A 24,959-nucleotide genomic window follows, 5' to 3' on the forward strand; every position below is an offset into this window, starting at 1 on the left:
GTGTGCCGCATCAGCAATCCAGGGGATTGCGCTTCTCGGTGTCAATGCCGAACTTGGTGATGGCGTCGGCCACGACCTTGCGTTCCAGCTTGCCTTGGTTGGCCAGCGCCTGCAGAGCGGCGACGGCGACCCAGCGACGGTCGACCTCGAAATGATCACGCAGCTTCTTGCGGCTGTCGCTGCGACCGAAACCGTCGGTACCCAGCACCTGGAATTCGGTGGGGACCCACTGGCGGATCTGGTCGGCGAACAGCTTCATGTAGTCGGTGGAGGCGATGACCGGACCCTGGCGCTCGCCCAGGCACTGCTCGACGTAGGTCAGGCGGCGCTCTTCCAGCGGGTGCAGGCGGTTCCAGCGGTCGACGGCCAGGCCTTCGCGGCGCAGTTCGTTGAAGCTGGTGACGCTCCAGATGTCGGCGCCGACACCCATCTCGCGCAGCAGGCTCGCCGCGGCGCGGACCTCGTTGAGGATGGTGCCCGAGCCCAGCAGCTGGACGCGGTGCTTGAAGTCGCCTTTTTCCTCTTCCAGCAGGTACATGCCCTTGATGATGCCTTCCTCGACACCCTGGGGCATGGCCGGCTGCTGGTAGTTCTCGTTCATCACGGTGATGTAGTAGAAGACGCTCTGCTGCAGTTCCATCATCTGATGGATGCCTTCGCGCATGATCACCGCCAGCTCGTAGGCATAGGTGGGATCGTAGCTGCGGCAGTTGGGGATGGTGCCGGCCAGGATGTGGCTGTGACCGTCCTCGTGCTGCAGGCCTTCGCCGTTCAGGGTGGTACGGCCGGAGGTGCCGCCCAGCAGGAAGCCGCGGGTCTGGGCATCGCCCGCCGCCCAGGCCAGGTCGCCGATACGCTGGAAGCCGAACATCGAATAGAAGATGTAGACCGGCAGCATGGGCTGGTTGTAGTTGCTGTAGGCGGTACCGGCAGCGATGAAGGAGGACATGGCGCCGGCCTCGTTGAGGCCTTCCTGGAGGATCTGGCCGTCCTTCTCTTCGCGGTAGTACATCACCTGGTCGCGATCGACCGGCTCATAGAGCTGACCGTGGGGCGAGTAGATGCCCAGCTGGCGGAACATGCCTTCCATGCCGAAGGTACGGGCCTCGTCGGCGAGGATGGGCACGATGCGCTTGCCCAGGTCCTTGTCCTTGACCAGTTGCGACAGGATGCGGCCGAAGGCCATGGTGGTGGAGATCTCGCGATCGCCGGAGCCGTCCAGCACCGCCTTCAGGGTCTCCAGGGGCGGGGTGGGGATGCTCAGGCTGCGCGCGCGACGCTGGGGCAGGTGACCGCCCAGGGACTCGCGACGACTCATCAGGTACTTCATCTCGGCGCTGTCGTCGGCCGGACGATAGAAGGGCAGTTCGCTGAGCTGGGAATCGTTCAGCGGGATGTCGAAGCGATCGCGGAATTTCTTCAGCGACTCCACATCCACCTTCTTGGTGTTGTGCGCGGTGTTCTTGGCTTCGCCCGCACCGGTGCCGTAGCCCTTGATGGTCTTGGCCAGGATGACGGTGGGCTGGCCCTTGTGGTTGACCGCCTGGTGGTAGGCCGCATAGACCTTGTAGGGGTCGTGACCGCCACGGTTGAGCTTCCAGATCTCGTCGTCGGACAGGTCCTCGACCATCTTCAGCAGCTCGGGGTTGGCGCCGAAGAAGTGCTTGCGCACATAGGCACCGTCCTTGGCCTTGTAGTTCTGGTATTCACCATCGACCACGGCGTCCATGCGCTGCTGCATGCGGCCTTCGGTGTCGCGGGCGAACAGCGGATCCCACATGCGGCCCCAGAGGACCTTGGTGACGTTCCAGTCGGCGCCACGGAAGATGCCTTCCAGTTCCTGGACGATCTTGCCGTTGCCGCGGACCGGGCCGTCGAGGCGCTGCAGGTTGCAGTTGATGACGAAGATCAGGTTGTCGAGGTTCTCGCGGCCGGCCAGGGAGATGGCGCCCAGGGTTTCCGGCTCGTCGCACTCGCCGTCGCCGATGAAGCACCAAACCTTCTGCTTGCCGGCGGGGATGTAGCCGCGGTTCTCCAGGTACTTCATGAAGCGGGCCTGGTAGATGGCGGTGATCGGGCCTAGACCCATGGACACGGTCGGGAACTGCCAGAAGTCGGGCATCAGGTGCGGGTGCGGGTAGCTCGACAGGCCCTTGCCGTCCACTTCCTGACGGAAGTTGTTCATCTGGTCTTCGGAGAGGCGGCCTTCCAGGAAGGCACGGGCGTAGACGCCGGGGGAAGCGTGGCCCTGGTAGTAGATCAGGTCGCCGCCGTGCTCTTCGTTGGGCGCCTTCCAGAAATAGTTGAAGCCGATGTCATAGAGGGTGGCGCTGGAGGCGAAGGTGGAGATGTGACCACCCAGATCCGGATCCTTGAGGTTGGCGCGCATGACCATCGCCAGGGCGTTCCAGCGAACCAGCGAGCGGATGCGTCGCTCCATGAACAGGTCGCCCGGCATATGGGCTTCCCTGGTCACTGGAATGGTGTTGCGATAGGGGGTATTGATGGAGTAGGGCAGCTGGGTACCACTGCGGGTAGCCAGTTCGCCCATGCGGGTCATCAGATAATGAACGCGCTCCTCGCCTTCGTGGTCGAGGACGGACTCCAGGGCGTCCAGCCATTCCTGGGTTTCGACGGGATCGAGATCTTGCATGGCTTGCTCCAGGGCGGAAAGGCTTCCAAAATCGGTCGCCTCAGGGTCGCCGCCGGCCTCTTGGGGGCAGCGAAAATTCTTGGATTTATGACCGGACGGTTCCGATCGGCGTGTAGTTTTACTACAAATTCAAATCCGTTTCAGCTCCGAGCTGTAATGGGATAAAAAACAATTCGACGTTTGTCGAACGCGCTGCTCGAGGGCTCGCGAACTCCGAACCGCGGACGAGAAAACGGTTCCCGCTCGGACCAGGTGGTCCGTCGGAATGTCCCTGGCATGGGGTTCGCGGCAGGGTGGTGGGGTTCGACCGTCCCTGCGCAGGACTGCCCATGATACCCCTCCTTCGTCCCGAACTGCCTCCGACTCTTGTCGCCTGTGCCGAGCTCGCCGACCGGCGCCTGGCCGACGCCCTGGCCCCGCTGCCCGTGGCGGCGGCCCGCCAGGCGAACTGGTCCGCGCCGCTGCGTGCCGACTGGCGGCGGGTGGCGGCCCTCAGTGATTTCGTCGTCGAGCAGTTCTGCCGCCTGCCCGAGTCCTGCCTGGCGCTGGTCGACAGCGGCGATCTGGAGCTGTCGCTGGCGCCGGGCGCCATGGCGCAGCGCCTGCGCGAGGCCTTGGCCGCCTGCCCGGACGAAGCCGAGCTGGGGCGCCGGCTGCGGCGTTTTCGCATGCTGCAGCAGGTGCGCATCGTCTGGCGCGACCTGACCCGGCGCGCCGACCTGGTGGAGACCTGCCGCGACCTCAGCGACCTGGCCGACGCCTGCATCGACCAGGCCTGCGCCTGGCTCTATGCCCAGCAGTGCAGCCAGTTCGGCGTGCCGACCGGACGCCACAGCGGTCAGCCCCAGCAGCTGGTGGTGCTGGGCATGGGCAAGCTGGGCGCAGGAGAGCTGAATCTGTCGTCCGACATCGACCTGATCTTCGCCTATGGCGAGGGCGGGGAGACGCGCGGCGCGCGGCGCGAGCAGGACAACCAGGAATTCTTCACCCGCCTCGGGCAGCGACTGATCAAGGCGCTGGACGCCACTACGGTGGAGGGTTTCGTCTTTCGCGTCGACATGCGCCTGCGGCCCTATGGCAGCGCCGGCGCCCTGGTGCTTAGCTTTGCCGCCATGGAGCTCTATTACCAGGACCAGGGCCGCGACTGGGAACGCTACGCCATGATCAAGGCACGGGTGGTCGGCGGCGATCAGGCCAGCGGTGCCGAGTTGCTGACCCTGCTGCGACCCTTCGTCTATCGGCGCTATCTGGATTTCTCCGCCATCGAAGCCCTGCGCAGCATGAAGCAGCTGATCCGCCAGGAGGTGCGCCGGCGCGGCATGACCGACAACGTCAAGCTAGGCGCGGGCGGCATCCGCGAAGTGGAATTCATCGCCCAGGCCTACCAGCTGATCCACGGCGGGCGCGATCCGGCACTGCAGCAGCGGCCGCTGCTCAGGGTGCTGACCAGTCTGCGCGAGCGCGACTACCTGCCGGCCGCGGCCGAAGCCGAGTTGCGCGAGGGCTATTGCTTCCTGCGCTATGTCGAGCATGGGCTGCAGGCCATCGCCGACCAGCAGACCCAGACCCTGCCGGTGGATCCCCAGGGCCGGGCGCGGGTCGCTTTCCTCATGGGCTATGCCGACTGGGACGAATTCAGTACGGCCCTCGGAGACTGGCGCCAGCGCATCGACTGGCACTTCCAGCAGACCATCGCCGATCCCGAGGAGGAGACCCAGAGCGCCGAGCTGGAAGACAGCTGGCTGCCGCTGTGGGAGGACCTGCTCGACCCCGAGGAGTGCCTGGCGCGACTGCGCGCGGCGGGCTTCCAGGCGCCGGAGCAGGCGCTGGAGTTGCTGGCCAGCCTGCGGGCCAGCGGGCAGGTGCGGGCCATGCAGCGCGCCGGTCGCGAGCGCCTGGATGCCTTCATGCCGCGGTTGCTGGATGCGGTCAGCGCCGACGAGCAACCCGATCGAGCGCTGGAGCGGGTGCTGCCGCTGGTGGAGGCGGTGGCGCGACGCTCCGCTTACCTGGTCCTGCTCAGCGAGAATCCGCCAGCCCTGGCGCGGCTGCTGGAGCTCTGCGGCGCCAGTGCCTGGGTGGCCGAACAGATCACCCGCTATCCGGCGCTGCTCGACGAATTGCTCAACGAAGGTCGGCTCTATCATCCGCCGCAGAAGCCGGAACTGGCCGCCGAACTGCGCGAGCGCCTGATGCGCCTGCCCGAAGAGGACCTCGAGCAGCAGATGGACGTGCTGCGTCACTTCAAGCGCGCCCACAGCCTGCGGGTGGCGGCGGCGGAAATCGCCGGCAGCCTGCCGCTGATGAAGGTCAGCGACTACCTCACCTGGCTCGCCGAGGTGATCCTCGAGGAGGTGTTCGGCCTGGCGTGGCGCCAGCTGGTGCAGCGCCATGGCACGCCGCAGCGACGCGACGGCTCGCCCTGCCAGCCGGACTTCGTCATCGTCGGCTACGGCAAGGTCGGCGGCATCGAACTCGGCCACGGCTCGGACCTCGACCTGGTGTTCATCCACGACGCCGATCCCCTGGCCGAGACCGATGGTGCCAAGCCCATGGACGGCGCCCAGTTCTTCAATCGCCTCGGCCAGCGCATCATCCACCTGCTCACCACCACCACCCCGGTGGGCACCCTTTACGAGGTGGACATGCGCCTGCGACCGTCCGGCGCGGCGGGGCTGCTGGTGAGTTCGCTGGAGGCCTTCGAGCGCTACCAGCAGAGCGAGGCCTGGACCTGGGAACACCAGGCCCTGGTGCGCGCGCGGGTGGTGGCGGGTTGCCCGCGGCTTGGCGAGCGCTTCGACGAGGTGCGGGCGCGTATTCTCGGTCGGCAGCGGGAGCTCGCGACCCTGCAGGCCGACGTGGCCGGCATGCGCGACAAGATGCTCGACAACCTTGGCACCGCGGTGACCGCCGGCGGACTGGGGCCGAACGCGCGCCGGCCGGAGCAGCGGTTCGACCTCAAGCAGGATGCCGGCGGTATCGTCGATATCGAATTTATGGTCCAATATGCCGTTCTGGCCTGGTCGTGGCAGCATCCCGAATTGCTGCGTTTTCCTGACAACATCCGCATCCTGGAATCCCTCGAGGCGGCTGGTCTGGTACCGGCCACGGACGCCATTGCCCTGCGCGAAGCCTACAAGGTCTATCGCGCCGCGCTGCACCGTCTGGTGCTGCAGAAGCAGCCGGGCAAGGTGCCGGCCGACGGCTTTCTCGCCGAGCGCGACGAAGTGCGCCGTATCTGGCACGGCCTGGGGCTGGACACGCCGTCCGGCAATCCGGCCACCCTTTAGGCCGCCATCAGTAAGGAGAGGCAAGATGTCGATGTCCGTGCGCGAGCTTTCGATCAGACCGGGCCTGAGGGAGTGGGAGTCGGCCACCCGCTAGGTGCCGATCGCCTTCCAGCATGAATATTCTGATCATCGGACCCAGTTGGGTCGGCGACATGGTGATGGCGCAGACCCTCTTCGTCTGCCTCAATCGCCAGCACCCCGACTGCCAGATCGACGTCCTCGCCCCCGAGTGGAGTCGCCCGCTGCTCGAGCGTATGCCCGAGGTGCGCGAAGCCCTGAGCTTTCCCCTCGGCCACGGCGCCTTCGAGCTGGCCACCCGCCGGCGCATCGGCCAGCAGCTGCGCGGTCGCTATGACCAGGCGATCCTGTTGCCCAACTCGCTGAAGTCGGCGCTGGTGCCCTATTTCGCCGGTATTCCCACGCGCACCGGCTGGCGTGGCGAGATGAGATTCGGCCTGCTCAACGACATCCGCACCCTCGACAAAGCGCGCTATCCGCTGATGATCGAGCGCTTCATGGCGCTGGCTTACGCGCCCGGTGCGGAGTTGCCCAAACCCTATCCCAAGCCACGGCTGGCCATCGACCCGGCCAGCCGTGACGCCGCCCTGGAGCGCTTCGGCCTGAGCCTGGACCGGCCGGTGCTGGCGCTCTGTCCGGGCGCCGAATTCGGCGAGGCCAAGCGCTGGCCTGCCGAGCACTACGCCGCCGTGGCCGACGCCCGGCTGCGTCAGGGCTGGCAGGTCTGGCTGTTCGGCTCGCAGAAGGACGCCCCCGGTGGCGAAGAGATCCGCGAGTGGGTCACCCCCGGCTTCGAGGAAGATGTCTACAACCTGGCCGGGCGCACCTCCCTGGCCGAGGCCATCGATTTGCTCTCCTGTGCCGGTGCGGTCATCAGCAACGATTCCGGCCTGATGCACGTGGCCGCTGCCCTGGATCGCCCGCTGGTGGCGGTCTATGGCTCCACCTCGCCGGGCTTCACGCCGCCGCTGGCCAGCCAGGTCGAGGTGGTGCGCCTGGGGCTGGAGTGCAGTCCCTGCTTCGACCGTACCTGCCGCTTCGGCCATTACGATTGCCTGCGCCTGCTGCAGCCGAGCCTGGTGCAAGAGGCGCTCGGCCGCCTGGTCGCCGATCCGATCGAGGTGGGCTAGATGCGCGTGCTGCTGATCAAGACCTCCTCCCTCGGCGATGTAATCCATACCCTGCCGGCGCTGACCGATGCGGCCCGGGCCATCCCCGGCATCTGCTTCGACTGGGTGGTGGAGGAGGGCTTCGCCGAGATTCCCGCCTGGCACCCGGCCGTGAGCCAGGTGATCCCGGTGGCCCTGCGCCGCTGGCGCAAGCAGCCCTTTTCCGCCTGGGCCAGTGGCGAGTGGGGCGAATTCAAGGCGCGCGTGCGCGAGCAGCGCTATGACCGGGTGATCGATGCCCAGGGCCTGCTCAAGAGTGCCTGGCTGACCCGCTACGCCGAGGCACCGGTGGCCGGTCTCGACCGCAACTCCGCGCGCGAGCCCCTGGCCAGCCGCTTCTATGACGAGCGCTATCATGTCGCCAAGGGGCAGCACGCCCTGGAGCGGATCCGCCAGCTGTTCGCCCAGGCCCTGGACTATCCGCTGCCGGCGGGCGTGGGTGACTACGGCCTGGATCGGCAACGCCTGGCCGGCCCCAACGAGACGCCCTATGTGGTGTTCCTGCACGGCACCACCTGGGTCAGCAAGCACTGGCCCGAGGCCCACTGGCGCGAACTGGCCGAGCGCATGAGCCAGCTGGACTGGCCGGTGCGACTGCTGTGGGGCAACGAGGCGGAACATGCCCGTGCCGAACGCATCGCCGACGGCCTGGATGGCGTCCAGGTACTGCCGCGACTGAATCTCGCCGGGGTGGCCAAGGTGCTGGCCGGCGCCCGTGCCTGCGTGGCGGTGGATACCGGCCTGGGTCATCTGGCCGCGGCCCTGGACGTGCCCACCGTGTCGCTCTATGGCCCGACCAGTCCGAAGAAGGTCGGCGCCTATGGCCGTTCCCAGGTGCACCTGAGCGCCGTCGGCCTGGACGGCACCGACGAGCCGCGCGATCAGCCATCGGCCAGTCTCGCCGCCCTGACCCCGGAACGGGTCGAACTGGAACTGGAAACCCTGCTGTTGGAAGACCTCCCCGCATGACCCTGGCTTTCGTGCTCTACAAGTACTTTCCCTTTGGCGGCCTGCAGCGGGACTTCCTGCGCATCGCCCAGGAGTGCCAGCGCCGGGGCCATGCCATCCGCGTCTACACCCTGATCTGGGAGGGCCCGGTGCCGGAGGGCTTCGACGTGCGGGTGGCCAGGGTCAGCGCGCTGTTCAATCACCGCCGCAACGAGAAATTCCACGCCTGGCTGCAGGCCGACCTCGCCCGCGATCCGGTGGATCGGGTGATCGGCTTCAACAAGATGCCGGGGCTGGACGTCTATTACGCCGCCGATCCCTGCTTCGAGGACAAGGCCCAGACCCTGCGCAATCCGCTGTATCGCCAGTGGGGTCGCTATCGCCATTTCGCCGAATACGAACGCGCGGTGTTCGCGCCCGAGTCGTCGACCGAGATCCTGATGATCTCCGAGGTGCAGCAGCCGCTGTTCGTCAAGCACTACGGGACGCCCGCAGGGCGTTTCCACCTGCTGCCGCCGGGTATCGCCGCCGACCGGCGCGCGCCGGCCAATGCCGCCGAGATCCGTGCCGACTTCCGTCGCGAATTCGGACTGGAGGAGGGCGAGCTGCTGCTGGTGCAGATCGGTTCCGGCTTCAAGACCAAGGGCCTGGATCGCAGCCTGCGCGCCCTGGCGTCCCTGCCCAGGGAGTTGCGTCGCCGCACCCGGCTGTTCGCCATCGGCCAGGACGATCCCAAGCCCTTCCTCCTCCAGGCCAAGGCCCTGGGCGTGAGTGACCGGGTCGAGATCCTCAAGGGCCGCAGCGATATCCCGCGCTTCCTGCTTGGCGCCGACCTGCTGATCCATCCGGCCTACAACGAGAACACCGGCACCGTGCTGCTGGAGGCGCTGGTCGCCGGGCTGCCGGTGCTGGTCACCGACGTCTGCGGCTATGCCCACTACATCGACGAGGCCCGCGCCGGCGCGGTGGTGCCGTCACCCTTCGTCCAGGAGACGCTGGACAGGATGCTCGCCGAGCTGCTGGCCGATCCCGAGCGCCGCGCGGTGCAGGGCCGCAATGGCCTGGCCTTCGCCGCCAGCGCCGATCTCTATTCGCTGCCCGAACGCGCCGCCGATGTCATCCTGGGGGTGGCATGACCCTGGAATTGCGTGAGCCCTTCGCCAGCCTCTGGGCCGGCCAGGATCCCTTCGTCGCCGTGGAGGCCCTGCAGGGTCAGGTCTATCGCGAGCTGGACGGACGCCGCACCCTGCGCACCGAGGTGGCCGGTCGTGGCTACTTCGTCAAGATCCACCGCGGCATCGGCTGGGGCGAGATCGCCAAGAATCTGCTGCAGGCCAAGCAGCCGGTGCTGGGTGCGCGCCAGGAATGGCAGGCCATCGAGCGGCTGCACCAGGTCGGCGTGCCGACCATGACCGCCGTGGCCTTTGGCGAGCGTGGCGCCAATCCGGCGACCCAGCACTCTTTCATCATTACCGAGGAGCTGGCGCCCACCGTCAGTCTCGAAGACTTCAGTCTCGACTGGCTCCGCCAGCCGCCCGAGCCCCTGCTCAAGCGGGCGCTGATCGCCGAGGTGGCGCGCATGACCGGGGCCATGCACCGGGCGGGCGTCAACCATCGCGACTGCTACATCTGTCATTTCCTGCTCGACACCGCGCAGCCGGTCAGCGTGGCCACTCTGCGACTCTGGCTGATCGACCTGCACCGCGCCCAGTGCCGCACCCAGGTGCCCCGGCGCTGGCGCGACAAGGACCTGGCCGGGCTGTATTTCTCCGCCCTGGGCATCGACCTGACGCGACGCGACTTCCTGCGCTTCCTGCGCGGCTATTTCCAGCGGCCGCTGCGCGAGATCCTGCGCGACGAGGCGCCGCTGCTGGCGCGGCTGGAGCGCAAGGCCGCCGCCTTGGTGGAACGCAAGGAACGCTACGGGGACCGGCTCTGATGGCTGACTGGCGCATCGATTCCAGCGTCGCCCACCTGCCCGAATTCGCCACCCTGGAGGCGGTGTTCGCCCTCGGCGGCGAACGCCTGACCAGCGATCCGCTGTCGGAAGTGGTGCGCATCGAGCGCGACGGCATCCGCTATTACGTCAAGCGCTACCACGGCGCCGGCAAGGGCCTGCGGCGCTATGTCGGGCGGCCGCGGGTCAAGGCCGAATGGCAGAATCTCAAGCGTTTCGCCAAGTGGGGCATCGCCACCGCGCCGGTGGTGGCCTGGGGGATGGAGCGCTCGCCCCGGGGCTTCACCCGCGGCGCCATGATCACCCGCGAGATTCCCGATACCCTGGACCTCGCCGAACTGGCCAGGCGCGCGGATCCGCGGCTGCGCGACCGGGTGTGGGTGGACAACGTCAGCCGTCAGCTGGCCGCGGCGACCCGTACCCTGCACGACCACCATTTCGTCCATAACGATCTCAAGTGGCGCAACCTGCTGGTGGATGGCCAGGGCGTGCTCTATCTCATCGACTGCCCGGCCGGCGCCTTCTGGGTCGGCCACTGGCTGCGCTGGCGCATCGTCAAGGACCTGGCCTGCCTGGACAAGGTGGCCAAGTACCAGCTGTCGCGCACCCAGCGCCTCAGGTTCTATCTGCAATACCGCGGTCGCGCGCGCCTCAGCGACAACGACAAGGGGCGCATCCGCGAGGTGCTGGACTATTTCAAGGGGCGGGAATGAACGAGGTGTGGGCGGCCGAGGATCGGGCCGTGCTGGCCGGCCAGGGCCTGGACGGTTTCGAGGCGCTGTGGACGCTGGAGCTGACCGCGGTGGATGAACCCAACCAGGGTCGCGGCGGCTTCAGCCAGGTGTTTCGCCTGGATATCGCCGGCCGGGGCTACTACCTCAAGCGCCAGCGCGACTACCTGACCCGCACCCTGGCCCGCCCGCTGGGCGAGCCGACCTTCGCTCGTGAGAGTCGCAACATCCGCCGCTACGCCGAGCGCGGCATCCCGGCGCTGGAGCTGGCCTATTATGGCGAGCGCCGCGATGAGCAGGGTTGGCGCGCCATCCTGCTGACCCGGGCCCTGGATGACTGGCGCGATCTCGACAGCTGGCTGCGCGTCTGGGCGCACCTGGCTCCCGAGGAGCGCCAGGCGGTGCTGGTCGCCGTCGGCGAGTTGGCTCGCCAGCTGCACGGCGCCGGCCAGGTGCACGGCTGCTTCTATCCCAAGCACCTGTTCCTGCAGCGCCAGGGCGAAGGCCTGGTCGCACGGCTGATCGATCTGGAAAAGACCCGGCCGCTGCTGTTCGGCCGACGCGATCGCCTACGCGATCTCGAACCCCTGCTGCGCCGCGCGCCGCAATGGAGCGAGCAGGACATCGCCCGCCTGCTGGCGAGCTATCTTGACCAGCCGCTGGACAGCGCCGCCGTGCGTGACTGGGGGCGGCACCTGGCCGGGCGTCGCCGCCACAAGGAGCGCAAGGCATGACCCTGGAGCAACTAACCAAGGCCGGCCGTGCGCCAGTCCTGCCGCTACGTATCGAATTGCCCAGTGGCGAGCTGGAACTGCTGTCGCTGCTCAGGGTGCTGCCCGGTCAGCGCTATGTCGGCGAGGCGCTCTGGCAGGGCCGGCGGGTGCTGGCCAAGCTGCTGGTCGGCGAACGCGCGAGTCGGCAATTCGCCCGCGAGCGCGAGGGCTGTCGCCTGCTGGCGGCCGCCGCGGCGCCGACCCCCGCGCTGCTGGACAGCGGCGAGGCGAGCGGGCAGGGCGCCTGGCTGCTGTTCGACTTCATCGAGGCGGCGCCCAGCGTCGAGCAGCTCTGGCAGCCGATCGCCACCGAGCCGCCCCTGTCGCCGGCACAGGACGCGTTGCTCGGCGCAGCCCTCGCCACCCTGGCGCGGCTGCATGCCCAGGGGCTCTGGCAAGCCGATCTGCACCTGGACAACCTGCTGGTCAAGGACGGCGCCGCCCTGGTCATAGACGCGGCGGACATCCAGGCCGAGACCGTCGGCCAGCCGCTGTCCCAGGCGCGGGTGCAGGAGAACCTGGCGGTATTCTTCGCCCAGTTGCCGGCCGCCCTGGATGCCCAGCTGGAAGAGCTGCTGATCCACTACCTGCTGGTCAATGCCGAACACGCCCTGCGCCTGGAAGCCCTGCTGGCGCGTATCGCCGAGATCCGCCGCTGGCGCCTGGCCGACTACCTGAAGAAGAGCGGCCGGGAATGCACTCTGTTCGCCGTTACCCGCAGCGCCTTCGGCCTCATCGCCGTGCGGCGCACCTGGCTGAGTCGCCTGGAAGGCCTGCTGGCCGATCCCGATGCCGCCCTGGCCGGCCTGCCGACCTTCAAGGACGGCGGCGCCGCCACCGTGGCCCGCGTGCAGTGGCAGGACCAGGACCTGGTGCTCAAGAGATACAACATCAAGGGCTTCGGCCACTGGCTGACGCGCTTCTGGCGACCGAGTCGAGCCTGGCACAGCTGGCGCGAAGGCCATCGGCTGCGGTTCCTCGGCATTCCCACCCCCGAGCCGCTGGCCGTGCGCGAGCGCCGCTTTCTCGGCCTGCGCGGGCGCGCCTATCTGGTCACGCCCTTCGTCGACGGACCCAATCTACTGGAGCGCTTCGCGCCCTATGTGGAATCGGCGCCGCCCGCGGTCGAGCTGGAGGCCCTGCTGGCACTGGTCGAGACCCTGCGTCGCGAGCGCCTCGGCCATGGCGATTTCAAGGGCACCAACCTGATCTGGCATGAAGGTCGCTGGCTGGTGATCGACCTCGACGCCCTCCAGGCCCATGCCAGCGACCGCGCCTACGCCGCCGCCTATGCCCGCGACCGCGCCCGGCTGCTGCGCAACTGGCCGGCCGACAGCGCCCTGCATCGCCTGCTCGACGAGCGTCTGCCGCCGGCCTGAGCGCCGACCCGCCATCTGTACCGGGGCTGAATCGCCGTGCGCTAGGCCCCGCTCCGGCGTGCGGCCATTACCCGTGGCCTGCCTGAACGGCTATAATTCGCCGTTTTTGAGGCGAGGCGGGCCTGCAGCGGCCTCGCGAAACCCCGGCGAACTCCTCTGGCTTCGCCCTGTACAGAGGCTTTACCTGTGTCCCTGACCGTCCTTGGCCTGTCCGGCGCCCTCAGCCACGATCCCTCCGCCGCGCTCTATATCGACGGCAAGCTGATCGCCGCGGTGGAAGAAGAACGCTTCGTGCGCGACAAGCATGCCAAGAATCGCATGCCCTACGAGTCGGCCAAGTTCTGCCTGGAACAGGCCGGGATCAGCCCCGCCGACGTCGACGTGGTGGCCATTCCCTATGCGCCCATCAGTCTCTTCGGCGAAGCCCGCTGGCATTATGCCAAGCGTTACGCCTACGCCCCGGATCGTGCCCTGGACGCCATCCTGTTCGGCAATCGTCGCTACCACCGCTACCAGAAGCGCATCGAATGGTGCCTGGTGCAGCTCGGCTTCGACCTGAAGAAGGTCAAGCTGGAAGCCGTCGAGCACCACCTGGCCCATGCCTCCAGTGCCTATCACTGCTCGGGTTTCAGCGAAAAGACCGCGATCCTCGGCATCGACGGCAAGGGCGAGTACGCCACCACCTTCTTCGGCTATGGCGAGAACGGCAAGATCCACAAGATCAAGGAGTTCTACGACCCGGACTCCCTGGGTGGCCTCTATGGCGCCCTCACCGAATTCCTCGGCTTCGAGATGCTCGATGGCGAATTCAAGGTCATGGGCATGGCGCCCTATGGCGATGCCAGCAAGTACGATTTCTCGCGCCTGGCGAAATTCGAGAACGGCGAGCTGATCATCAACACCGACTACGCCAACGTCATCGGCTTCCGCCGCTACAAGGAAAAGGGCAAGGGCTACTACTTCTCGCCCAAGCTAATCGAGTGGCTGGGGCCCAAGCGTGAAGGCGACATCGCCGACGATCCCTACATCCACTACGCCGCCAGCATGCAGGCGCTGTTCGAACGCCTGGCGCTGGAGATGATGGACTACTACCTGGGCGACATCATCCGCCAGACCGGCAAGATCGCCTTTGCCGGCGGCTGCGCGCTCAACGTCAAGCTCAACCAGAAGATCATCGCCCGTCCCGAGGTCAAGGAGCTGTTCGTCCAGCCCGCCTCGGGCGACGCCGGCACCGCCGTCGGCGCTGCCGCCTACGTCTCCCACGCCCGTGGCGTGCCGGTGGAGAAGATGGAGCACGTCTATCTCGGCCCCGGCTACAGCAACGAAGACGTCATCGCCGCCTGCGCCCGCCATCCCAACGCACCCAAGTGGGAGCGGATCGACAACATGCCCCAGCGCATCGCCGAGATCATGGTGGCCGGCAATCCGGTGGCCTGGTTCCAGGGTCGCCTGGAATTCGGTCCGCGCGCCCTGGGCGGTCGCTCCATCATCGGCTGCCCCAGCGTGCCGGGCGTGGCCGATCGGATCAACGCCCAGATCAAGTTCCGCGAGCGCTGGCGGCCGTTCTGCCCGTCCATGCTCGATACCGTGGCGCCGCAGATGCTCAAGGTCGACCATCCCTCGCCCTTCATGACCTTTACCTTCGAGGTCAACGAGGAATGGAAGAGCCGGGTACCCGAGGTGGTCCACGAAGACGGCACCTCCCGCGCCCAGGTGCTGGAGCGCCGGCACAATCCGCGCTGGTACGACCTCATGGTCGAGCTGGAAAAGCTCACCGGCAACGGCGTCTCCCTCAATACCTCGCTCAACCGCCGCGGCGAACCCATGGTCTGCTCGCCCACCGATGCCCTGAACATGTTCTTCGGCTCGGACCTGCAGTACCTGATCATGGAAGACGTCCTGGTGATCAAGGAGGGGGCCGGCCTATGACGCGTTCCGCCGAACCGCGGGTGCTGCAGTTCTGTCATGGCTACGACGGTCCCTTCCTCGACTGCGCCCGCCAGACCGCCAGCCTCTTCGCGGGCAGCGGCTATCGCGTCACCACGGTCTTTCTCACCGGCACGGCCGATGCCGAGGTGGCCGCCGGCTGCGGCAGCGACGAGGTGCTGTTCCTGGAGTACTCCTCCAAGGACGTGCGGGGTCTCAAGCTCGGCGCCATCCAGGCGCTGCGCGAGATCGTCCGCTCGCGCGGTATCCGCTTCGTCATCGCCCATAGGTTCAAGCCGATCTGGATCGCCTGCCTGGCCACCAATCTGCCGGTGATCGGCGTCCACCATGCCTTTGGCGACTACGACCGGCTCGGCCGGCGGCTGTTCGCCAAGCTAATGAGCAAGCGCCTGACCCTGCTGGGCGTCTCCGACGCGGTGCGCGACGAGTTGCGCCAGCGCCTCAAGGACTGGCCGGCCGAGCGCATCGAGACCCTCTACAACCGTCTGGACGTCGAGGCGGTGGAACGCGAACTGCTGCCGGCCGACGAGGCCCGCGCCGGGCTCAAGCTGCCCCAGGACGCCTGGATCGTCGGCAACGTCGGGCGCCTGCATCCGGACAAGGACCAGGCCACCCTGCTACGCGGCTTCGCCGCCGCCCTGCCGAATCTGCCGGCCAATGCCCTGCTGGCGATCCTCGGCAAGGGCCGCCTGGAAGAAGACCTCAAGGACCTGGCCCGCGAGCTGGCCATCGCCGACCGGGTACTGTTCCTGGGTCAGGTGGACGGCGCCCGGCGCTATTTCAAGGCGTTCGACGTCTTCGCCCTCAGTTCCGACCACGAGCCCTTCGGCATGGTCCTGCTGGAGGCCATGGCCGCCGGCGTCCCCCTGATCGCCACCTCCTGCGGCGGCGCCCGGGAGATCGTCGAGGGGGTGGGCTTCCTCTTTCCCCTGGGTGACGCCGAAGCCCTCGGCCAGGGCCTGCAGCACCTGGGCCGCCTGGCGCCGAGCCAGAGACGCGCCTGCGTGCAGCACATGCGCGAGCGCCTGGCCGAACGCTTCTCCGACGAGGCCGTGCGCCGCGACTTCTGGCGCCTGCCGATGGTCGCCGCCTTCAAGGCCCCGGCGCCGTGAAAGTCCTGTTCCTGGTCCAGAAGGAGCAACGCATCCTGCTGGACCACTTCTATGCCAGCATCGCCGCCCACTGCGACTGCGATCTGCGCTGGCTGAGTGACGAGGAGCAGGCCGACCTGCGCGGCTATTTCCGCCGCGCGGTGCCCCAGCCCGAGCAATACGATCGCATCCTGCTGTTTCTGAGATTCAAGAAGCAGCTCAGGCAGGTCGCCTTCATCCGCAGCCTGCCCAATCTGGTGGAGCTGGAGCACGACGCCTACCAGAATTTCATCCCCTGCAAGTACACCGGCAAATTCAGCCGCTACTACCGCGCCATGCCCCATGTCCGGGTGCTGGTCTCCGGCGCCGGCGTGGCGCGGCGGCTACAGGAGGAGGGGGTAGACGCGGTTTTCGTGCCCAAGGGCTACGACGACAGCCGGCTGCGCGACCTGGGGCTCGAACGCGATATCGAACTGGGCTTCGTCGGCAGCCTCGGCAGCGTGGCCTACAGCGGGCGCAAGCAGTTGCTGGAAGACCTGGCCCAGGTCGAGCCGCTGCTGATCACCAAGACCCGCTCGGGCGATGAATATTTGCAGACCCTCAACCGCATCCGCTTCTTCGTTGGCGCCGATGTCGGCATGGGTGAATACATGATCAAGAACTTCGAGGCCATGGCCTGCGGCTGCGTGCTCTTCACCTTCGATCAGGGCGAAGAAGAGAACCGCGCCCTGGGTTTCGCGGATGGCGTCAACGTGGTGCTCTATCGCTCGCTGGACGAGTTGCGCGAGAAACTCGCGCGGCTGCGCGGCGATCCGGCGCACGCCGCGGCCATCGCCAGGGCTGGAGAGGCCCTGGCGCGTCACTCTTTCGCTTTCGGCCACTTGGGTGCGCGCATCGTTTCGGCTATAACCCCAGCGCTGCGACCGGCAGTCGCTCCGGGGTTCCTGCACCGTCTGCTCGGCAGGCTGGGACGCTGATGCGCCGCACGAGGTCCGGCTTTCGACTCAACTGGCAGAAAGGGTAGAACATGCAGTTTTCCGCCGACAGCGACATCTCCGTGGTCGTCACCAGTTGCGGGCGCTTCGACCTGCTCCGGCAGACGCTGGCGACCTTCGACGAATTCAACACCGCGCCCATCCGCCGGGTCTTCATCACCGAGGATTCCGGTGACGAGGCGGTACGGGACTGCATCCCCGCCCATTGGCGCGAACACACCGAGTTCATCGTCAACAATCCCAAGCTTGGCCAGATGCGCAGCGTCGATGCCGCCTATGGTCGGGTCGAGACCAGCTGGATCTTCCACTGCGAAGACGACTGGGCCTTCTATCGCCCCGGCTTCATCGAGGATTCCCAGGCGTTGCTGGAGGCCGATCCCCAGGCACTGCAGGTCTGGCTGCGCAGCCATGCCCATGACCTGGCGATCCACAGCCCCTACGTCTATCTCAAGCCGCGGCAGGTGCATGCCGGCATCGCCTTCCATGAAGTCGGCTCGCACAAGCCCGAATGGCAGGGCTTTTCCTTCAATCCCGGCCTGCGCCGGCGCGCCGACTACCTGCTGCACGCCCCCTATGGCGAGTTGAGCGGCGAGAAGGAGCTGTCCCGGCGCTATGCCGAAGTAAATCGTTATGCGCTGATCCTGGAAAACGATGCCGTGCTGCACACTGGTTTCGGCCAGCACGCGGTCAGCGACAAGGACCGCAGCGACAAGCAGAAGCGCCGGCGGATGGAACGCATCAAACTGGCACTGGCCTTCCTGGTCGGCGCACTCCTGGGAGCCCTGTTGTGGTGACCCCCTTGCTCGATCGCCTGCAGCAGAGTCGTTATTTCACCCTGGCGGTGCTGGTGTTCATGGCCGCCTACCTGTGCATCCCCACGGCCAAGTCGATCAACAGCTACTTCTATGCGGCGATCGCCCTGCCGGCGCTGATCCTCTTCGTGCTACGGCCGCGGCTGATCGACTGGCGCTCGCCGCTGCTGCTGCTCTGGCTGGTGTTTCTCGCCTGGTTCATCGTGCCGGGGGCACGGGCCGAGGAGGGGCAGTTCTTCAAGCACATCCTCTATGTGCTGCTGTTCGTGCTGACCGTGGCCTGCCTGGTGGATGGCGACTTCTTTCGTCGCCCCGGCCTCGTACGCCTGGCCTTCTGGGTGGTCTGCGCCTATGCCGTGGGCTCCAGCCTGGTGTTCTGGCTGACCGGCCACTATGCCGTCGGCCAGCGGGTCATCCACCTGCCGGGACGCATCTCCAATCCCATCTATGTGAGCATCTGGATGGTCTGCCTGGGCGGCCTGGCCGCGCCCACCTGGATCCGCGAGCGGCGCTGGATCGAGCTGCTGGCGGCGGTGGTGGTCAGCATCGTCGGCATCTCCTTCGCCCTGCAGACCCGCACCGGCCTGGTGGGCATCGGCTTCCTGGCCGCCCTCGGCGTGCTCTTCGCCTTTCCGCGCTTTCCGCTGCGCACCCTGGCGCTGGTGGTCCTGGTCAGTGCCTTGATCGCCGGGGTGGTCCAGGTGGTGCACACCGAAGCCTGGTTCGTCGCCTTCTGGGGCCGGGCGGATTCCGGACGCATCGAACTGTTCCACTTCATGATCAAGGACTGGGAGTCCTGCGGCTGGTGGCTGGGCTGCGGCCTGGGTTACCAGAGTCACGACCTGCTGCACGGCACCGAGGCCATCCAGCACCCGCACAACATCTTCGTCTCCTTCGGCATCTACACCGGCCTGGTGTCGCTGCTGATCTTCGGCGTGCTGATGCTGGCCAGCCTGGGCGCGGCCCTGCGCCAGCGCGATCCCTGGGGACTCTATCTGGCCGTGGCCCTGCTGATGCTCAACTTCGACGGCGCCAAGCTGATCGGCAATCCGGACGAATTGTGGCCGCTGGTGCTGTTGCCCGCGGCGATGATCGTCGGGGCCGAGGTGCAGCGCCGGCGCAAGCTGGCGCTGGGACAGGCGGTGCCGGTCTAGTCCTGTAGCTGCCGGTCGAGTTCGCGCCAGTCCAGGGGCTGGCGGCAGGCTTCGGCATAGGCCCTGAGGAAGGGTTCGCGACCGGGCTCGAACAGCCAGTCTCGGTCTTCGCCGTAGCGCAGCAGGTGATGGAAGTTGCGCACCCGCAGGCGCAGCGGCAGACGCCGCGCATGACAGCGCAGATCGGCGATGTCGATCAGGCCCAGTTCGCCTTCCGGCGTGAGCACCACGTTGCCCAGGTGCAGCGAGCGGAAGTAGACGCCACTGTCGTGCAATTCGGCGATGAAGCGACCCAGGGCGGGGCGCAGCGCCGCGGCCTCGCTCGAGCTACGTAGCTGGCGCAGGGTGGCGCCCGGCAGGGGGCTGTAGTGCACCAGATCGCGCTGCAGCGAGGCGGCGCGATAGACCTCCAGAACCTGCGGACAGGGAATGCCGCGCTCGGCCAGTTGGCGGGCGTTGTCGGCAAAGCGCTGGGCATAGGGAAACAGCGCCGCCGAGGTCAGCAGTCGCTTGCGGCGAAAGAGCTTGAGATAGCTGCCATCGGTGAGGCGCAGGACCTTGTCGCCATGGTGATCGGCTTCCACTACCTGGGCGGCGTCGCGCAATTCGAGATAGCGCGAATGTTCGAGAGGCTTCATGCAGGACCCGTCAACGTCAGGGCGTGCATGTTACCCGAAGGTGGCAGGCTGTGAAGTGACCCCTGCGACCTATCCGGCCGCTTGTTGCTAGAATCAGATTTTTGCCGGCAGCTTTACATGCGCCCAACACGTCAACTCCTGTATTTCGTCTACGGCGGTGCCCAGGCCTATCGGCAGGAGCTGAAGTTCAGCCTGCTCAGCGCCCTGCACTGGCGGCAGGGCCAGGACATCGCCCTCCGTATCCTGACCGATCGGCCGCAGGACTACCGCGGCTGGCCGGTGGACGTAATGGCCATCGAGGTCGCGACACTCAGGGAGTGGCAGGGGCAGCACGGCTATCTGCATCGCAGCAAGGCCTGCGCCATCGCCTGGGCCTTGCCGCGGGCCGACAAGACCCTGTTTCTGGACAGCGACACCGTGGTCCAGGCGCCACTGGCGTCGCTGTTCGACGGCATCGACAGCGGACGCGGGCTGCTGGACATCGAGGAGTGGTCCTGGCGCAAGGCCCGTACCCGCCCGGAATTCGTCCGCTTCGCGGCGGCCCTGGCCGCGCGGGGCCAGGAGCCGGCGGAAGAGACCCGGCTCTACAACAGCGGCGTCTGCGGTCTGGCGCGGGTCCATCTGCCGCGGGTCGAGCAGGCCATCGCCCTGATCGACGACTGGCATGGCCACGACGAGGAGGTCCATACCCTGGAGCAGATCGCCCTGTCGTTCAGCCTGGCGGATCTGGCCATCAGCGAGGCGCGCGGCCCCGTGCGCCACTACTACGCGGAAAAGCGCTTTCTGCATTTCATGCTGGCGCACTTCTTCGAGCGCTATGGCGAGGACTATTCGCCGGCGCTGCAGCAGCACTGGCAGGAGGTACCCCTGACCAAGCCGCTGCCCGATGTCTGGACCCGGCTGCGGGTGAAGTGGCAACTGGCCGGACTGGACAAGCAGCGGGCGAGCCTGGGACGCAAGCTGCTCTACGGCTGCCTGGCGCCCCAGGACAGCTACGCTCGTGCCTGTCGCCACGTCTGGTGGGAGCGGGCGCTGAGCGAGCGCCTCGGCGGCGGCGATCGCCAGGCCTTCGCCGAAGGCATCTGGCCCAACGACCTGCCGCGGCCGCACCTGGCCGACGAAGCCAGCGCGGCCCTCGACTACTTGCGCAAGCGGGTGCGCGGCTAGGCCGCCATCCCCGGGAAATTCCATGCGAACGCTCTTTCTCGTCGTCCTCTATGGCTTGCGCCCCGCGGAGTCGGCCACCCTCGACAGCCTGCTGGCCCAGTCCCCGGCCAGCCTGCCGGCCGACAGCGACCTGCTGGTCTGGAACAACGGTCCCCGGATGCTGGAGGACGCGGAGCGCCAGTCGCTGCTGGCGGCCCCGGGTTGGACGACGGTCCTGATCGAGGAAGACCTCGGCAACCCGCCCCTGAGCCGGGTCTACAACCAGGCACTGCGACTGGGCGCCGAGCGCCTGGTGATCTTCGACCAGGACACCGTGGTGGATGGGCGCTATCTGCAGGCGCTTGGCCAGACGGCCGAATTGCTGGTGCCCCTGGTGCTGGGCGCGGGCGCCATCCGCTATCCCCATCAGTACAAGGCGGTGGTGACCGCAGAAGGGCCCCTGGATCCCCAGGCCACCGTGACCATCAGTTCGGGCCTGTGCCTGACGCAGGGCCTGGCCGCGCGTATCGCGGCCCGCCACGGCGATGTCTTCGACGAGCGCTTCGCCCTCTATGGCGTCGATGTCTCCTTTTTCCTGCGAGTGCAGGCGCTGGCGCGGGAGGCGCCGGTGGAGCTGCGCTGCGCGGGCATCCTCGACCATTCGCTGTCCGAACTGGAAGCGGAAACCCCGGCCCAGCGGCGCTTTCGCGACATCGAGAAATTCTATGTCGCCCTGCTGCTGCGCCTGCACTACAAGGGCGTCTCGCGCGGCAAGGTGCTGCGCTACCTGGGGCGGCAGCTGCTGGGCAATCGACTGTATCTGTACGGCGTGCTGCCGCAGATGCTGCGGACCGTCCTCAGGGGGCGCCATCCCCGAGCGTAGCGCTCGGCAGCGGGCGGATCACCGCCTCGTGGCGACTGTAGTAGAGGCTTTCGGCGGGGATGTCGCGCATCACCAGGGCGCCGGCGCCGACCACCACGTTGTCACCGATGGTCAGGTGGTCGCCGACGATGCAGACGTGGGCGCCAAGGCTGACATTGTCGCCGATGAAGATGCCGACGAGTTGCGCCGGATCGTCGCTCTTGATGCCGATGGTGGTGTGCTGGCGGATCATCACGTTGCGGCCGATCACCGCCAGATTCGACACGCAGATGCCCATGCGATGGGGCAGGCGCAGCCCGGGCCCGATACGGGCGCCCAGCAGGATCTCGATATTGTGCCGGCGGATAAGCCGGCGATTGATCCGCTCGGCCAGCTTGCGATAGTTGAGCAGGCCGCGCGGGCGGCAGTAGAGGAATTGCGCCAGGCGATACCAGAACAGGAAGCTCGGACTTTCTCCCGCCATTACACGGCGGAACAGGCGCTTGAGCCGCAAGGGCTTGCCGGGTGCATCCAGCACCTCCAGGCGCCAATGGTCCTTGAGTTCGGCATAGGTGGCGATCAGCGGTTGCATGTCAGGGGTCCGCAGCAGGGGAGGGCAAGCCTAGCGGAAAATCCCGCCGCTGGGTCGGCGGCGGGTGCGTGTTAACATGGCGCTTTTGCGTCACGACGAGACCATGAGCCAAGACTCCCCTGCGCAGACCTCCAGTCTGAAGATCTATTTCCGCCTGCTCGGCTACGTGCGGCCCTACGTCGGCATGTTCGCCCTGAGTATCGTCGGCTTCCTGATCTTCGCCTCCACCCAGCCGATGCTGGCGGGCATCCTCAAGTACTTCGTCGATGGCCTGAACAACCCCAACGCCTCCATGTTCCCGGGCTGGCCGATTGTCGGTGGCCTGCACCTGGTGCAGGCGGTGCCGCTGATGATCATCCTGATCGCCGCCTGGCAGGGGATCGGTTCCTTTCTCGGCAACTACTTCCTGGCGCGGGTCTCCCTCGGCCTGGTGCACGACCTGCGGGTGGCGCTGTTCAACCATATGCTGCGCCTGCCCAATCGCTACTTCGACGCCAACAACTCGGGTCACCTGATCTCGCGCATCACCTTCAACGTCACCATGGTGACCGGCGCCGCCACCGAGGCGATCAAGGTGGTGATCCGCGAAGGCATGACCGTGGTCTTCCTGTTCGCCTCGCTGCTGTGGATGAACTGGAAGCTGACTCTGGTGATGGTGGCCATCCTGCCGCTGATCGCCCTGATGGTGACCAGCGCCAGTCGCAAGTTCCGCAAGCAGAGCAGCAAGATCCAGTCGGCCATGGGCGACGTCACCCACATCACCTCCGAGGCCATCCAGGGCTATCGGGTGGTGCGCAGCTTTGGCGGCGAGACCTACGAGCAACGGCGTTTCCTCGATTCCAGTCTGGCCAACACCGACAAGCAGCTGACCATGACCAAGACCGGCGCGGTCTATACGCCCATGCTGCAGCTGGTCATCTACTCCGCCATGGCGGTGCTGATGTTCCTGGTGCTCTGGCTGCGCGGCGAAGCCTCCGCCGGTGACCTGGTGGCCTACATCACCATGGCCGGCCTCCTGCCCAAGCCGATCCGGCAGCTCTCCGAGGTCAGCTCCACCATCCAGCGCGGCGTGGCCGGTGCGGAAAGCATCTTCGAGCAGCTCGACGAGCCCGCCGAACGCGACGACGGCCGTGAAGAACGCGAGCGCGTCCAGGGTCGGCTGGAGGTGCGCAACCTGACCTTCCGCTACCCGGGCACCGACAAGCCGGTGCTGGAAGGCATCGACTTCGTCGCCGAGCCCGGCCAGATGGTGGCCCTGGTGGGCCGTTCCGGCAGCGGCAAGTCGACCCTGGCCAACCTCATTCCCCGTTTCTACCAGCACGAACAGGGCGAGATCCTGCTCGACGGCCTGGAGATCCAGGATTATCGGCTGACCAACCTGCGCCGGCACATCGCCCTGGTGACCCAGCACGTCACCCTGTTCAACGACAGCGTCACCAACAACATCGCCTATGGCGACCTGGCCGGGGCGCCGATGGAGCAGGTGAAGGCGGCGGCCGAGGCCGCCTATGCCGACGAATTCATCCAGCGCCTGCCGCAGCAGTACGACACCCAGGTCGGCGAGAACGGCGTGCTGCTCTCCGGCGGTCAGCGCCAGCGCCTGGCCATCGCCCGGGCCCTGCTGAAGAACGCGCCGCTGCTGATCCTCGACGAGGCCACCTCGGCGCTGGACACCGAATCCGAGCGCCACATCCAGGCGGCGCTGGACCGGGTCATGCAGGGCCGTACCACCCTGGTGATCGCCCACCGTCTCTCCACCATCGAGAAGGCCGACCTGATCCTGGTGATGGACCATGGCCGCATCGTCGAGCGTGGCAGCCATGGCGAACTCTTGGCGCTGAACGGCTACTATGCGCGCCTGCACGCCAAGCAGTTCGAGGACGTCGCTACCGCGACGCCCGCGTCCCATGCTGAATAGATTCCGTTTCTGGCGTGAACGCGGCTGGACGACCATCTCCGCCGCCGACTACGCCGCCACCTGGCAGCGCCATGGTGGCAGCGTCGCCAGCCATCCCGAGGTGGTCGCCCGCCTGGCCGAACTGGCCGGCATCCCGGTGCGCTACCTGGGCTGGCCCGGTGCGGATGGCCTGCAGGCCGCGGTGCCCTGCTGGGGGCGCGAGCTGGCGCTGTCGCGTACGGTGCTGAAGAAGCGCCGCCAGCGCGCCCTGTTCGACCTGGGCAACGCCGAGATCATCCTGCCGGCCGCGGCCGGTACCGCCGCACCCCTGCGGCAGCGCGCCCGCTATCTGTCGCCACTGTGCGACGAGCGTTTCGCCGGTCTGCGCCGGCAGAGCGAAGAACTGGCCATGCTGCGCGAGCCGGAAGCCTGGTCGAAGAAATTCCGCTACAACCAGCGGCGCGAGCAGCGCCTGTTCGAAGACGCCGGGGGGCGCGTGGTCCCCATGGCCGAGCTGGACAGCGCCGAGCAGGCACGGATCTATGCCGAGCTGTTCGAGGCGCGCTGGGGCTTCGAGGTGCCGGGCAAGACCCGACTCGCCGAAGTGTTCGGCCTGCTGCGGGAGTTCATGACCGGTTCGCTGCTCATGCTCGGCGAACGTCCGGTGGCGATCCAGGTGCTCTATCGCGTGGAAGCGCCCGAATGGATCAGCGTCGAATACGTCAACGGCGGTGTCGATCCCGCTGCCAGCGACCTGAGTCCCGGCAGCGTCCTCACCTATCTGAACACCCAGGCCGCCTGGCAGGATGCCCGCGCCCTCGGCAAGGCGTTGCGCTACTCCTTCGGCCGCGCCGATCGCGACTACAAGGACCGCTGGTGCCATCGCGTCACCGTCTTCGAGAGCTGA

At 67.1% G+C, this 24,959-nt stretch carries 20 protein-coding genes; 17 read left to right on the top strand and 3 right to left on the bottom strand.

Annotated elements, in window-relative coordinates:
* Window positions 1–10 precede the first annotated feature (10 nt).
* Window positions 11–2,653 (bottom strand): pyruvate dehydrogenase (acetyl-transferring), homodimeric type, encoded by a 2,643-nt coding sequence (gene aceE, locus QE393_RS01800; protein ID WP_273809804.1) that lies wholly within the window; start codon window positions 2,651–2,653, stop codon window positions 11–13.
* A gap of 329 nt (window positions 2,654–2,982) precedes the next feature.
* Here aceE and glnE point away from each other — a divergent pair, with 329 nt between their 5' ends.
* From glnE to QE393_RS01865, 13 genes are all read left to right on the top strand, one after another.
* Complete coding sequence (glnE, locus tag QE393_RS01805) at window positions 2,983–5,943, top strand: bifunctional [glutamate--ammonia ligase]-adenylyl-L-tyrosine phosphorylase/[glutamate--ammonia-ligase] adenylyltransferase (RefSeq protein WP_310041776.1); 2,961 nt, start codon at window positions 2,983–2,985, stop codon at window positions 5,941–5,943.
* A 113-nt stretch (window positions 5,944–6,056) separates the two neighbouring features.
* Window positions 6,057–7,091, top strand: coding sequence for a lipopolysaccharide heptosyltransferase II (waaF, locus tag QE393_RS01810; RefSeq protein WP_273809801.1), 1,035 nt, complete (start codon window positions 6,057–6,059; stop codon window positions 7,089–7,091).
* Window positions 7,092–8,099 carry a lipopolysaccharide heptosyltransferase I gene (gene waaC, locus QE393_RS01815; RefSeq protein WP_133862989.1) on the top strand — a complete coding sequence of 336 codons (1,008 nt, stop codon included), beginning with the start codon at window positions 7,092–7,094 and terminating at the stop codon, window positions 8,097–8,099. It begins immediately after the preceding gene.
* On the top strand, window positions 8,096–9,214 hold the full coding sequence (locus tag QE393_RS01820; RefSeq protein WP_310041779.1) for a glycosyltransferase family 4 protein: 1,119 nt from the start codon (window positions 8,096–8,098) through the stop codon (window positions 9,212–9,214). The genes waaC and QE393_RS01820 overlap by 4 nt, the downstream gene beginning before the upstream one ends.
* Window positions 9,211–10,017: a lipopolysaccharide core heptose(I) kinase RfaP gene (gene rfaP / locus QE393_RS01825; protein WP_310041780.1), complete on the top strand. Its 807-nt coding sequence runs from the start codon at window positions 9,211–9,213 to the stop codon at window positions 10,015–10,017. The genes QE393_RS01820 and rfaP overlap by 4 nt, the downstream gene beginning before the upstream one ends.
* The gene (locus QE393_RS01830) at window positions 10,017–10,748 is read left to right on the top strand and encodes a lipopolysaccharide kinase InaA family protein (protein WP_310041782.1); all 732 of its coding nucleotides are present in this window, start codon (window positions 10,017–10,019) and stop codon (window positions 10,746–10,748) included. The genes rfaP and QE393_RS01830 overlap by 1 nt, the downstream gene beginning before the upstream one ends.
* Window positions 10,745–11,500 (top strand): lipopolysaccharide kinase InaA family protein, encoded by a 756-nt coding sequence (locus tag QE393_RS01835; protein ID WP_310041785.1) that lies wholly within the window; start codon window positions 10,745–10,747, stop codon window positions 11,498–11,500. The genes QE393_RS01830 and QE393_RS01835 overlap by 4 nt, the downstream gene beginning before the upstream one ends.
* Entirely contained in the window at window positions 11,497–12,918 is a 1,422-nt protein-coding gene (locus QE393_RS01840) for a lipopolysaccharide kinase InaA family protein (protein ID WP_310041786.1), read from the top strand. The genes QE393_RS01835 and QE393_RS01840 overlap by 4 nt, the downstream gene beginning before the upstream one ends.
* A 186-nt stretch (window positions 12,919–13,104) precedes the next feature.
* Window positions 13,105–14,847 carry a carbamoyltransferase gene (locus QE393_RS01845; RefSeq protein WP_133862983.1) on the top strand — a complete coding sequence of 581 codons (1,743 nt, stop codon included), beginning with the start codon at window positions 13,105–13,107 and terminating at the stop codon, window positions 14,845–14,847.
* Window positions 14,844–15,977, top strand: coding sequence for a glycosyltransferase (locus tag QE393_RS01850; RefSeq protein WP_133862982.1), 1,134 nt, complete (start codon window positions 14,844–14,846; stop codon window positions 15,975–15,977). Before QE393_RS01845 ends, QE393_RS01850 begins: the two co-directional genes overlap by 4 nt.
* Window positions 15,974–16,933, top strand: a complete 960-nt coding sequence (locus QE393_RS01855) for a glycosyltransferase (protein WP_310041788.1) — start codon at window positions 15,974–15,976, stop codon at window positions 16,931–16,933. Before QE393_RS01850 ends, QE393_RS01855 begins: the two co-directional genes overlap by 4 nt.
* Before the next feature lie 50 nt (window positions 16,934–16,983).
* Window positions 16,984–17,745, top strand: coding sequence for a glycosyltransferase family 2 protein (locus QE393_RS01860; RefSeq protein ID WP_310041789.1), 762 nt, complete (start codon window positions 16,984–16,986; stop codon window positions 17,743–17,745).
* Complete coding sequence (locus QE393_RS01865; RefSeq protein WP_310041791.1) at window positions 17,739–18,917, top strand: O-antigen ligase domain-containing protein; 1,179 nt, start codon at window positions 17,739–17,741, stop codon at window positions 18,915–18,917. The genes QE393_RS01860 and QE393_RS01865 overlap by 7 nt, the downstream gene beginning before the upstream one ends.
* On the opposite strand, the gene QE393_RS01870 is transcribed toward QE393_RS01865, so the two are convergent.
* Complete coding sequence (locus tag QE393_RS01870; RefSeq protein WP_310041792.1) at window positions 18,914–19,555, bottom strand: lipopolysaccharide kinase InaA family protein; 642 nt, start codon at window positions 19,553–19,555, stop codon at window positions 18,914–18,916. The genes QE393_RS01865 and QE393_RS01870 overlap by 4 nt on opposite strands.
* 117 nt (window positions 19,556–19,672) lie before the next feature.
* Between QE393_RS01870 and QE393_RS01875 the strand changes: the two genes are divergently transcribed.
* Together QE393_RS01875 and QE393_RS01880 are read left to right on the top strand one after the other, a co-directional pair.
* A complete protein-coding gene (locus QE393_RS01875) occupies window positions 19,673–20,722 on the top strand; it encodes a hypothetical protein (RefSeq protein WP_310041795.1) in 1,050 nt (349 codons plus the stop codon).
* Window positions 20,723–20,744: 22 nt separating this feature from the next.
* Window positions 20,745–21,584, top strand: a complete 840-nt coding sequence (locus QE393_RS01880; RefSeq protein WP_310041797.1) for a hypothetical protein — start codon at window positions 20,745–20,747, stop codon at window positions 21,582–21,584.
* On the opposite strand, the gene QE393_RS01885 is transcribed toward QE393_RS01880, so the two are convergent.
* Window positions 21,559–22,155 carry a serine acetyltransferase gene (locus QE393_RS01885; protein WP_273809775.1) on the bottom strand — a complete coding sequence of 199 codons (597 nt, stop codon included), beginning with the start codon at window positions 22,153–22,155 and terminating at the stop codon, window positions 21,559–21,561. The two genes, QE393_RS01880 and QE393_RS01885, sit on opposite strands and share 26 nt — an antisense overlap.
* Before the next feature lie 103 nt (window positions 22,156–22,258).
* On the opposite strand from QE393_RS01885, the gene msbA reads away from it, so the two are divergent.
* Together msbA and QE393_RS01895 are read left to right on the top strand one after the other, a co-directional pair.
* Window positions 22,259–24,073: a lipid A export permease/ATP-binding protein MsbA gene (gene msbA, locus QE393_RS01890; RefSeq protein WP_310041801.1), complete on the top strand. Its 1,815-nt coding sequence runs from the start codon at window positions 22,259–22,261 to the stop codon at window positions 24,071–24,073.
* On the top strand, window positions 24,063–24,959 hold the full coding sequence (locus QE393_RS01895) for a GNAT family N-acetyltransferase (RefSeq protein ID WP_310041803.1): 897 nt from the start codon (window positions 24,063–24,065) through the stop codon (window positions 24,957–24,959). Before msbA ends, QE393_RS01895 begins: the two co-directional genes overlap by 11 nt.

Origin of the sequence: Pseudomonas sp. SORGH_AS_0211 (assembly GCF_031453455.1) — a bacterium.
Lineage (GTDB): Bacteria > Pseudomonadota > Gammaproteobacteria > Pseudomonadales > Pseudomonadaceae > Chryseomonas > Chryseomonas aestiva.